The 11,355-nt window shown below is 71.3% G+C and carries 7 protein-coding genes and 1 pseudogene; 1 reads left to right on the top strand and 7 read right to left on the bottom strand.

Translation table 11 applies throughout. The features are described from left to right. Positions 1-863 (bottom strand): annotated as a pseudogene (locus tag ABT367_RS38205) (hypothetical protein); the annotation flags it as partial. A gap of 209 nt (positions 864-1,072) precedes the next feature. After that, positions 1,073-1,516: a membrane protein insertion efficiency factor YidD gene (gene yidD / locus ABT367_RS38200; protein WP_352258172.1), complete on the bottom strand. Its 444-nt coding sequence runs from the start codon at positions 1,514-1,516 to the stop codon at positions 1,073-1,075. A 158-nt stretch (positions 1,517-1,674) separates the two neighbouring features. Between yidD and ABT367_RS38195 the strand changes: the two genes are divergently transcribed. Then, positions 1,675-1,899, top strand: coding sequence for a hypothetical protein (locus ABT367_RS38195; RefSeq protein WP_352258175.1), 225 nt, complete (start codon positions 1,675-1,677; stop codon positions 1,897-1,899). 114 nt (positions 1,900-2,013) lie between these two features. Here the strand turns inward: ABT367_RS38195 and ABT367_RS38190 are convergent, their stop codons facing one another. From ABT367_RS38190 to ABT367_RS38170, 5 genes are all read right to left on the bottom strand, one after another. After that, the gene (locus ABT367_RS38190; protein WP_352258170.1) at positions 2,014-7,092 is read right to left on the bottom strand and encodes a DUF5979 domain-containing protein; all 5,079 of its coding nucleotides are present in this window, start codon (positions 7,090-7,092) and stop codon (positions 2,014-2,016) included. Positions 7,093-7,244: 152 nt separating this feature from the next. Further along, positions 7,245-8,264 carry a TIGR00341 family protein gene (locus ABT367_RS38185; protein ID WP_352258169.1) on the bottom strand — a complete coding sequence of 340 codons (1,020 nt, stop codon included), beginning with the start codon at positions 8,262-8,264 and terminating at the stop codon, positions 7,245-7,247. Between the two features lie 29 nt (positions 8,265-8,293). Beyond that, positions 8,294-9,670 (bottom strand): chloride channel protein, encoded by a 1,377-nt coding sequence (locus ABT367_RS38180; RefSeq protein WP_434975633.1) that lies wholly within the window; start codon positions 9,668-9,670, stop codon positions 8,294-8,296. A gap of 4 nt (positions 9,671-9,674) precedes the next feature. Beyond that, the gene (locus tag ABT367_RS38175) at positions 9,675-10,091 is read right to left on the bottom strand and encodes an SHOCT domain-containing protein (protein ID WP_352258168.1); all 417 of its coding nucleotides are present in this window, start codon (positions 10,089-10,091) and stop codon (positions 9,675-9,677) included. Between the two features lie 22 nt (positions 10,092-10,113). Then, a partial coding sequence (locus tag ABT367_RS38170; RefSeq protein ID WP_352258167.1) for a hypothetical protein occupies positions 10,114-11,355 on the bottom strand: 1,242 nt, incomplete at its 5' end.

Below are 11,355 nucleotides of genomic sequence, written 5' to 3'. Positions count from 1 at the left end.
CGGCCCTGCGGGGTGAGCGTGCGGAGGCGGTCGTTGCCGACGGCCGTGCCGTGGCTGGTGTAGCGGCCGGGTGCGCGGGTGACACGCGCCGCGCAGTGGACCGTGGCGCCCGCGGGGAGGCGGGCGACCACCGCGCGTCCGCCGGCGCAGCCGATGCGGGCGGGGGTGAGCGCGGAGTCGGTGAGCCGGATGTCGTACAGGGCGCGGTTGCCGGGGTTGGTCAGCGTGTAGCGGACCTCGGCCGCGCGGGCGCCGGTCACCCGCACGGACTCCGTGAGGCGCAGGCCCGCGTGGACGCCCGCGTACCCGGAGCGCGCCCGGGCTCGTACGGTCTCGTTCAGATACGGCTGCCGGCCGGTGGCGCGCACCGTTCCGGTCCAGGTCCCCGGGCGTGCGCGGCCGGTGGCCGTGCAGCGCACCGAGCGCAGCCCGGTCAGCAGGCGCACCTCGCTGCCGCCGCCGGGACAGCGGATCCGGGCGCCGGGCAGCGTGGGGTCGAGGACGCGGATGCCGTGGAGGTCCGAGCCGGCGCGGTTGGTCAGGTGATACGTCGTCACGACCGGGGCGCGGGTGCGGATTCCATGACGCAGGGCGTCGGCCCCGGGGCGTGCGTTGACCGTGACGGCGAGGGCGAGCCCGGCGGCACCGGGGCCGTGCGGGACACCGCGACCATGCGGGACACCGGAGCCGTGCGGGACACCGCGACCATGCGGGACACCGGGGCCGTGCGGGACACCGGAAGTACCCGGGCCGTACGCGTACGTGGCGCCTGCCGTGCTCCAGGCCCAGCACCCCACACTCAGGAGCGTGACCAGCACGAGGCGCCGCATCGTCGCCGCGCCACCCCTTCGTTCGATGATCACACCGGAGATGCTGGGCGGCACCCGCCCCACGGCAGGGCGCTGGCACGCGTACACGCTGCGTACTTCACCTGATCGGGCGCCCCTGACCTGCCCCGAGCCCGGCGGGGCGGGTGACCGGCTGACCTGCCCGGGAGCCTGGACCGGCGAGCGATCGGCTGACGTGCCCGGACACCTGGAGCGACGAGCGATCGACTGTCCCGCGCGGGCACCTACAGCGGCGGATGGTCGACGTACCCCCGTCGCCGCGCCGCCCCGGGGCGGCAGCGCAGCAGCCTCCGTACGGTGAGCAGTCCGCCGCGCCATGCGCCGTGGCGGTGGAGGGCCTTGACGGCGTACGTGGAACAAGTCGGCGTGTACGGGCAGCAGTCGGGCAGGGACGGGCTGATGCGGGAGCGGTAGTGGCGTACCGCCTCGTACAGCCGGCCGGCCATCCACCCGGACGGCCGGAGCGCCGCCGGGTCGGCTCCGCCGGCGCGGGATCCGAAGGCCGCCGTCGCGAGCGCGGGCAGGGCGAGGGCGAGGAGCCGGGCCGGACAGCACACGGTGGAGCACCAGACGTAGGTGTCCATGACGTGCATGCAGCAGCCGTCGTCCTCGCCTTTGCGCCTGGCTCCGTCCGGGCGCGCGCTGTACCCGTGCTTCTCCTTGACCACGGCCTTCTCCCCCGTACGTCTCTCCGGCGCGATCGGTCCGCCGACCATACCCGCGCTGCCGGGCGCACCCTGAAGCCCGGTTGACGACCGGTCATGACGCAACCCTGACAACCGCCCCCTAGCCTGCTGCGATGAACTCGAAGGACGCCATGAACTCCGTGAACTCCCTGCGCTGCACGCACTGCGGAACGGTCGGCCTCGACGAGGGTTTCATCGAGGACGACGGCCAGTACGCCAAGGGGTACGCCCGCTGGATTCCCGGTCCGCTGGAGCGCGGGATCTTCGGCGGTGCCCGGCGGATGGGCCGTCCGCGGTGGCCGATCGCGGCCTACCTCTGCCCCCACTGCGGTCACCTCGAGCTCTTCGCGCGCCGGCCCGGCTGAGGACCCGTACCGACAACGAGGATCCATACCGACGAGCCGTCCGAGGGGCCGTACACACGACGATGCCGCCGCCGGGTGGGACCCGACGGCGGCATCCAGGTCACGCGACGGTCGTTACGACCGCTCCCTCCTCCTCGACGCGACCCACATGAGCACCGCACCCGAGGCGATCAGCGCCGCGAACAGCGCGCCGAGCGCCGCCCAGTTGCCGGCCGGGCCCGTGTGCGCGAGGTGGCCGCCCTTGCCGTCCTTGTCGTCCTTGTCGTGGCCGTCCGGGTTCGGCGGCGGCGGGAACTTGTTGGTCACCGTGACCGAGGCCGTGCCGTTCACGTCCACCGCACCGCCCTTGGGCGAGTAGGTGACCGTCGCCTCGGCGGGGACGTCCACTTCCTCGACCGTGCAGTGCGCGCCCTCGGGGACCGTGACCGTGCGCCTGCCGCCGGCCGGGAGGCTGAACGCCCGGTCCCCGGCCGCGAGGGCCACATCGCCTTGCGCCGTCGTACAGGCCAGCCTGAAGGAGTACGAGCCTGCCTCGTCCTCGCCGATCACCTTCTTGACGATCACGAGCTGCGCCGCGTCGAAGGTGTTGGTCGCCGTGATCGTCGCCTGGGCCTGCGGGCCGCCGTCCTCCGTGACGGTCACCGCGGTGCGCGGCGTGCCGTGGTCGACGACCACACTGTCGGCGCCGCCCGCGTCGACCTCCGCTGCCCAGCAACGGGTGTTGGCGGGCAGCGGCTTGATGGTCACCGGCTCGCCGGCCTTCACCGTGTAGGTCTTGCTCAGGATCTGAGTGGTCGGCTTGCCCGCCTCGTTCGGCAGCGAGCAGGTGACCTTGACGTCGAAGGCGCGGTCCTCGGCGAACGAGGCGGCGTCGCCGTCCAGCTCCTTGACCAGTTGCAGTGAGCCGAAGCGGAAGGCGTTGGTGATACGCGCCGTCTCGACGGTCGTCGTGCCGAAGCCGGGGTCGATGGTGATCTCGGCCGGATCGTCCTTGGTGTGCGTGGCCTCACCCCCGTGCGCCGAGGTCTCCCACACCTCGCACTCCGCGCCCGCCGGGATACCGGTGACGGTGACCGGCTTGTCCGCGGAGACCCGGTAGTCCTCATCGAGGACGATCCGCGGACGGCCGCCCTCGGGGTGGATCACACACCTGACATGGAACGGGAACGGCACCCGGGCCAGCACCGGGTCCAGTGCGTCGGGGCTGTCGCCGATCCGCTTGACCAGCTTCAAGTCACCGTAGGCGAGGGCGACTCCGACCTGGATGGGCTCGTTGGGCTGCAGCACCCGGGGGTTGCCGGCGCGGTCGGTGGTCTCGTTGTGGGCGTAGGAGTTCCAGGCGATCGTCGGGTCGCCGTTCTTCTTGACGTCGAGCGGGGTGTCCATCGCCCAGCTGATGTCCACCTTCTCGCCCGGCGCCATGGCCGGGGAGAACGCCAGGTCGTAGCGGGCGCCGACGGCCTGCGCGCTGTACGGGTCGTCCCAGGTGGAGGCCGGGCACCGCGGTTCGCTCGAACCCGCGCCGCCCATGTCGAGGTCGTCGGTGCACAGGGGTTCGGAGTTCTCGTACGAGACCGTCATCGCGCCCGGCCCGTCGAGTTGCGGCTCGGAGGCGAGCGTGGGCCGCTTGTCCCAGGCCGTGCCGCGGGACTGGTCGATGATGACGCCCTTGTCGCCCTGCACCGGGAAGCGGTCGACGATCCGCATCGCGGTGCCCGCCTCCGTACCGGCGTTCTGGATGCGCATCAGGTAGTGGTACTCGTCGCCCGGATTGACCAGCGCGATACAGGGGTTGGCGGTGTAGCGGCGGCCGGCCGCGTCCGTGGTGGACAGGCAGGAGGAGTCGCCGACGGGGACGGTCTTCTTGTCGCGGGTGTGGTACCAGCCGAGCGAGTCGTTGCCGGAGACCCACTTGCGGGCCGCGAAGGCCGCGCCCGACTTGGCGGTCAGGGTCGCGGTGGCCGTGCAGTACAGGCCGCTGCCGAAGGCGCCGTCCGTCTCCGAGGCGGCCTCGCAGGCGAGGTCCGGGTCGGAGGAGGTGGCGCCGGTCTTGTTGGTGACCACGTCACCGGCGTCGATGCCGGGTTCGAGCTTGACGTGGATCTCGATGGTGAGGGTGGCGCCCGGGGCGAAGACCCAGGGATCACCGTTCGCCTGCCGGGAGAAGTCCCAAGTCAGGCCGGAGACACGGTCGCCGGACGTGGTCTGCGTGAATTCCGGGGTCGGGACGGGCGGAGTGCCGTCCGGGACCGCGGTGTTGATGACCTTGTACGGTTCGCCGTCGTCGCCCGCGAACGTGTCGACGAACTGGATGCCCTCGGGCAGCGCGTCCTTGACGACGAGGTTCGGGACGTTCGCCGTACCGGTGTTCGTGACCTTCAGGTAGAAGGGCGCGTCCTCGCCGGGGGCGAGCACCGTGTCGGGGTCCTTGCTGATCGTCAGCCGCGGTGTGCCCTTGACCAGGTCGAGCGTGGCGTTGACCGGGTCGATGGCCTTGGGCTTGTCCGCGGGCTGAAGCTTGGTGAGGAACGATCCGCTGACCGTGTCCTCCAGGTGGCTGGGGACCGGTTCGCCGTTGGAGCGCAGGGATTCGCGGGGGCTGACGTCGAGGACGAGGATGCCGGAGCAACTGCTGCTCGCGCACTCCGGCTTGATGACGTAGCCGCCGTTGGTGGTGCTGGTGGAGCTGTAGGTGACGCGGATGCCGGTGACGTCGGCGGCGTTCACACCGGCGGGCAGTGCGGCCGAGGAGGACGGGGTGCCGTTCACCCAGGCGCCGTTCACGTACGCGTCGATCTGTACGCGGTTGGCGCCCGCGGGCATCTGGTCGGACTTGATGGAGACGAGGTCGACGGCGTCGAAGAAGTCGGCGTCGCGGTCGGTCATCTGCAGGGTCTTCGCGGACATGTTGCCCGTGTTGGCGATGGTGAGCGCCATGTCGGCGTGCTGGCGCGGCAGGCCCGGCACGTACTCGGGCAGCGTGCCCGGGCTGATCGACTTGTTCAGGGAGGCCGAGTCGGACGCGGGCGCGGTGTCCATCGAGGGGCCGCAGACCGGGGCGCCGGGCGTGTAGTCGCCGCCCGCGTCGATCGAGTAGCAGTTCCGCAGCGTGGTGCCGTCGGGCACTCCGGGCCGCCGCTCGGCGACGACGGTCAGGGTGAAACCGCTCTGCGGTGCCAACTCGCCGTTGTAGACGCCGCGTACGCCGGTGGCGCGCTCCAGGAGCGCGGTGTCCGACGCGTCGTAGGCGACCCAGGCGTTCACGGTCGGGTCCCACAGCTCGATGGTCACCGGAGCGTCCGACGGACTGACGGAGACCGATGTGATCTGCAGGACGTCGAACGGCGAGGTGGTGGCGGGAGATCCGTCCGGGCCCGCCGCCGGGTCGGTGACGACCGGGCGGACCAGCGGCTTGTTGCCGTTGTTGGTCACCTTCAGGTTCATCGTGATCGGCTGGTCGGCCGGGATCTCGTGCTGCGAGGAGTCCTTGGTGCCGCTGCCCGAGGTGTTCGGCGCCTCGATCGGCAGGTTCTTGCAGGCGTCGCCCGAGGCGGTGCCGCTGCCGTCGGTGCGGCCCGCGTCGCCCTTGTAGGAGGCGCAGTTGTCGACCCCTGGGCTGGTCCCCGAGGGCAGGTCCTCCGCGGTGACGTCGTCGGTGAGGGTGCCGTGCAGGTCGAGTCCGGCGGTGGCGCCCTCCGCGATGGTCGGGTTGCCGTCCGCGTCGACGCCCGTGTAGGTCACCTCGACCTTGGTGACGGTGGTCCCGCGCTTGGCGACGTCGACCGTCGTGTTCTCGGTGTACGTCTGCTCGAAGGTGGAGCCGTCGGCGTACGTGACGGTCAGCTTCGCCTCGGTGGCGCCCTCCGGGAAGCGCAGCCGCACCTTGTCCACGTCGAGCTTCTCGAACTCGCTGTCCGTGTCGGCGGACGGCTCCGTGACGGTGATCGACTTCACCGGGAACGGCGAGGCGTTCTTCACGTCCACCTCGGTGCTGACCGGCGAGTTCTCGCCGAGCACCGCGTGCTCACCGGTCTCCTGGCCGAAGTCCCCGTCGGTGTCCGGGTAGAACCGCTTGGCCGGCTGGAGCACCAGGATGTCGGGGAGGATGTCGTACGGGGCGCAGGCGTCGGTGCCTTCGACCTCGCCCTCCGTCTTCTCCTTGACGGCGGGGGTCGCGCAGTTGTCGACGGTGATCTTGTCCGTGGGCCGCAGCGGCGAGCCGTCGGAGCGCTTGGTGTCGCGGAGCTTCATCTCCACGTCGACGGTGCCGCCGGTCTCGTCGTACGGGAGGGGATCGCCGTTGCTGTTGGTGAAGACGACCTCGAAGCCGACCACGTCCGCCGGGTCCACACCCCGGGGCAGCGGCAGTTCACCGGGCGCGGTGATCGCGGCGCCGGTGTGGGTCCTGCCGTCGGCGGTGGTGACCACCAGGCGGGCGGTGTCGGCGCCCTTGGGGAACGCGGTGACCGAGGCGCTGACGAAGTCGAAGTTCTCGAAGGTCTCCGCGCTCGTGTCGGACACCGACAGTTCGGTGACCTCGGCGGAGGACGAGGAGTTGTTCCGTACGCCCAGAGTGATCGTGCCGGTCTCGCCGCTGCCCGCGACGGCCGAGCCGTCCTTCCAGGTCTTGGTGGCGACGGGCTTGACCACGCGCGGAATGGTCACCGTGACGTCGGTGTCCGCCGTCGCGGGGTCGGCGTTGTCGGCCTTCACCTCGGTCGTGTTGGTGATGACCGTGCCGTCTTCGAGCTGTGTGTCGGCCGGCACGCGCATGCCGATCTCGATGCTGCCCGCCTGGCCCGCCCGCAGACCGGTCTTGCCGGCGGGGTTCTGCAGGGGCTGCTTATAGGTGACGGTGAGCAGCCGGGTCGACTCGTCGTAGGTGACATCTCGGCTGCTCGTGGACTGCGGCAGGGTGGTGACGTCCAGGCCCTCGGGCAGGGTGTCGGTGACGGTGAAGTCCACACAGTCGACCGTCAGGCCCGAGCACTGGCCGGTGAGGGTGTAGACGAACTCGTCGCCGGGCTCCAGCGGATCGCCGCCCGTGTCGTTGGTCTTGGTGATGCTGACCGCGCTCCGCGGATCGTCGGGCGGCGCAGGCGCGACCGCCGCGGCCTGGGAGCCGTACAGCATCGCCAAAGCGGTGGTCGTACTGAGGGTCAGGCGTGCGAGCCCGCGGAGATGTCCCGGCATGGAGGTCCTTCGTCCGGCTGCCTGATGCGATTGCTCAAGGCAACGTAAGAACCTGCGACCGGACGGGCGGACGCCCCACGCCACATATGTGACGATCCCTCAGCGAAATGCGACCGAATGCATCAGCCGTCCGCCCGTGGGAGTGGCGGGCGTCAACTGCGGGACGACTCCTCCACGGAGCACGTGTCCGTGTCCGCCGGACACCAGTGCGTACGGCCGCCGACGAGGTGGAGTTCGAGGTCGGCGTCGCGCATGCCGTGGCGGTCGAGCGCGGTGCGCAGGGCGGCCGGGGCCGGCTGGGGCGGCAGCCCGAGGACGCCGATCACGATGATGCCGTTACGGGCCTCGACGGAGGCGATCTGCCATTTGCCGGTGGCCGCCCAGGCCTCGGCGACCGGCCGGGCGTCGGCGGCGAGCGAGCGGTCGCGGGCCACGCTCACCGTGCCCGTGGTGAGCGGCACGGCGATCAGGACCACGACGCCGAGGATGACGGCCAGGGTGCGGCCGCTGAACTCGCCGACGTGCAGACCTGCTTCGGAGGCGGCGTCGCGTACCCCGTACACGAGGAAGACGATGGTGCCGGTGGCGACGATCGCGGCCACGTTGGTGGCGAAGAGAAGCGCCGACTCACTCGCGTCGTGGTAGCGGTGCGCGGTGATCAGGAGGCCGGTGACCACAAGCGGCGGTACGAGGGAGATCGCGATGGCCACTCCCGGCAGGGTGTCCGAGATATCGGTGCGGACCAGGGCGAACGCGCCGACCGTACCGGTGGCAAGGGCGGCGAGCAGATCGATCAGGCGGGGGCTGATCCGGGACGAGACCTGGCTGTTGGAGGCGAAGGCGTCGGGCGGCGAGACGATCCAGCCGAGCAGCATGCCGATGACGACGACGGCGCTCGCGCCGAGCAGGACCAGCAGCACGCTGCGCACCATGTGGTCGCGGTCGGCGAGGACCAGGGCGAGGGCGCTGCCCAGGATCGGGGTCATCAGCGGGGCGACGATCATCGCGCCGATCACCGTGGCGGTGGAGTCGCCGATGACGCCCGCGCCGGCGATCACGGAGGCGAGCACGAGCAGCGCCCAGAAGCGGGTGGAGCTGGGGCTGCGCAGGGAGCGCTCGATGAACAGCGCCTCGGTCATCCGCCGGGCGGCGTCCGCGTCGACTCCTGCCATGGGGCGCTCTCCCTTTGTCCGTACGAAGGTCAGGGGCCCTCGGCCGCGAGGCCGTGGCGCTGTGGGACGAGCTGCGCGGCGACCAGGGCCACGACCACCGCGATCACGATCAGCGGCATCTGGTTGTGGGCGTCGCTGCCGAGCAGCAGCACCGTGAGGACCGAGGCGCTCAGGGGCAGACCGGTGACGACCGCGCTCGCGGCCGCCATGCCGAGCGCGAGCCCCGGTGTGGTGCCGAGCCCCGGCAGTCCCGAGCAGGCGATGCCGATGGCGCCGCCGAGCAGGATCGCCGGGAAGATCGGGCCGCCGCGGAGGCTGCCGAGGCAGAGGCTCCATGCGAGGCCCTTGCACAGGAACAACAGGAGGAGCGCGGCCACGGACCAGTTGTGCGGATCGGCGGCGAGCGCCCCGAGGGCGGACTGCCCCGAGAGCGCGGCTTCTTCCGGGGAGCGGTCCGTGAGCAGCGCGTACAGCGTGAGCATGACTCCGGCCCCGAGCGCGCACAGGACGATACGGAAGGCGGTCTGCTCGCCGAGCCAGCGCTCGACCAGGTAACCGAGGCCGCGCAGATAGGCGACGGCCACGCCGATCAGGGCGGCGACCGGTACGCCCCACAGGAAGTCGCCCGCGTCGGGCGTCATGTCCGGCGGCACCTTCGGCAGGTGGAGTGCGCCGATCGACAGACCGGTCCAGTCGCCGAATCCGGTGAAGACCAGCGCTCCGGTGGCGCTGGCGATCAGGCAGGGAAGGAGCAGCATCACGAGCGCCGCGCCGCCGAGCCCCGCGCTCTCGACGACGAGGATGGCGGCGACGATCGGGCCGCCGAAGATGCTGGAGATGGCGGCGGTCGAGCCGGCGGTCGCGAGCAGCATGGGCGCCTTCGCGGCCACCGGGCCGCCCTGTCCGGCCTGCTGCTTCATTCCCCGTACGGCGAGCAGCGCGAGGCCGCCGCCGATCGCCATCAGGGGCGCCTCGGGGCCGAGGACGACACCGAGCGGCAGGGCGGCAAGGGCGGCGAGGACGACGCTGGGCAGGTCGAGCGGGCCGATCGGTGCGCCGCCGAGACCGTGTACCGGAACGTGACCGCCGTGGCCGCGCATCCGCGTGATGATCGGCGCGAGGATCAGTCCGGCGAGCAGCAGCGTGGGCAGCGCCCACCACCAGGGGGCGCGGTCGTAGCCGAGCTCTTCGGGGAGCTTCTCCCAGACCCAGTGCTGGAGTTCGTGCTCGGCGGTCAGGAAGAGGAAGCAGGCGAGGGCGACCGGGATGCCGATGAGGGCGCAGAGCAGCAGCAGCCGGAGGTAGCCCGGGCTGAGCAGCGTGCTGCGCAGCAGGGCCGTGCCCTTCTCGGTCGAAGGGCTCTGCTCCGAGGTGCTGCTGTCCGCGTCCACGTCGTCGCTCCCCAAGTCCTCAGGCGAGGAACTTCTCCTTGGCCTTCGTGAACTCCTCCTCGGTGAGCGCGCCGCTCTCCTTGAGCTTGGCCAGCTTGGCGAGTTCATCGGTCTTCGACGGTCCGGCGGCCGCGCCGCCCTCGGTGCCCGCGGCTTCGCGTACGTACTCCTTGAAGGCGGCCTCGGCCTTCTTCGCCTGGGCGACATCGCGTTCGCCCATGGAGCGGCCGCGGGCGATCACGTAGACGAAGACACCGAGGAACGGCAGCAGGATCGTGAAGATCAGCCAGCCGGCCTTGCCCCAGCCGCTGAGGGAGTCGTCGCGGATGATGTCGCCGATGACCTTGAAGAGCAGGAAGAACCAGAGCACCCAGAAGAACAGCAGGAGCATGGTCCAGAAGAGATTGAGCAGCGGGTAGTCGGCGGCGATGGTCATGGCGCTCTCCTTTGGTGAGCTGTCAGGAAACCGGGGTCTTCGGGGGGTCCGCGGACTGCGCGGTCTCGGTGTCGCCGGAGGGGCCGGCGAGGAAGTCCACGACGGCCAGCGCGAACAGCAGCGCGAGCGCCAGGCCGATGACGACCCAGCCCGTGGGGTAGCTCCAGAGCAGGTACGTGAGGACGGCGGCCGCGATCAGGACCCAGACGATCCACCTGCGGTGTGCGGCCACCCAGGGACCGACCGGTCCGAGGTTCAATCCCGCGCGGTCCGCGGTGCCGCGTACGGCGCCGATGCCCGAGAACCACAGATTCCGGACGAGTCCGGCCCGTCGGCCGCCGCCGGTCAGCCAGGTCGCGAGGGCGACGATGACGCCGAGGGCGACGGTCATCCGGACGGTCGTGCGCAGGAAGTGGGTCAGCGCGTCGTAGACGGAGCCGGCCGCGGGCTGCGAGACGCCCTCGGGCAGCGCGTCAAGGTAGACGGGCCGGAAGACGGTGAGCGCGAGGCCGAGCAGCGCGACCGTGACGGCCACGCACAGGGCCGCGGTGATCACGGCGCGGCGGCGGTTGCGGGCGAGCAGGACGCCGCCCGCGACAAGGAGCAGGGCGAGCACGGGCAGCCAGTTGCCGACGAGCTGGAGCAGCCGGAAGCCGGTACGGGCCTTGGTGATGTCCTCGGACTTGGCCACGGCGAAGTCCGTGTGCACCTCGGGGATCTTCTCGGCGAGCGTGAGCCCGTTGTCGACGAGGCGCTGCTTGACCTGCTCGACGACGGGGGCGAGGTCGACGGTGACGGTGTTCCCGTCGAGTTTCACCGCGCCGCCGCCGTCGCCCGTGAGGGCCTTGTTCATGGCGGCGTGCGCCTTGCGGTTCAGCTCGGTCCACAGGGTCTCGAAGGCGTCGGAGGCGACGACGTCGCGGGCCTTGTCGTTCACGAAGCTGCGCACGGCATCCTCGAGGGAGTTGCCGAGCTTGCCGAGTGCCTTCTCCAGGAGCGGGCGTTCGTCGCTCGCCGCCCCGGAGAGCAGGTCCTGGAGGTCGATGTGGTCCATCGCCGCGTCGGTCACGCGGGCCGCCACGGCGTTCTGGACGTCGGGGTCGGAGGCGAGCGGCTGCACGGTGGACACGTAGCGGCCGGTGTCGCCGATGACGCCGGAGGCCCAGGCGGCCACGACGCTCAGGGGGGCGAGGAGACAGCCGAGGACGATGAGGACGGTCGCGAGCGTGGAGCGGCCGCGCCGCCGCGGGCGTCCGGCGGGCTG

This window comes from Streptomyces mesophilus, from assembly GCF_040300965.1.
Classification (GTDB): Bacteria; Actinomycetota; Actinomycetes; order Streptomycetales; family Streptomycetaceae; genus Streptomyces; species Streptomyces mesophilus_A.
The sequence above is the reverse complement of the archived record's forward strand: the minus strand, read 5'-3'. Positions and strand labels throughout refer to the sequence as shown.

Bases quoted from the DNA above. Each gene is read 5' to 3' on its own strand.
- ABT367_RS38175 (WP_352258168.1), bottom strand. From the start codon at position 10,091: ATGACCATCGCCGCCGACTACCCGCTGCTCAATCTCTTCTGGACCATG.
- ABT367_RS38185 (WP_352258169.1), bottom strand. From the start codon at position 8,264: ATGGCAGGAGTCGACGCGGACGCCGCCCGGCGGATGACCGAGGCGCTG.
- ABT367_RS38190 (WP_352258170.1), bottom strand. From the start codon at position 7,092: ATGCCGGGACATCTCCGCGGGCTCGCACGCCTGACCCTCAGTACGACC.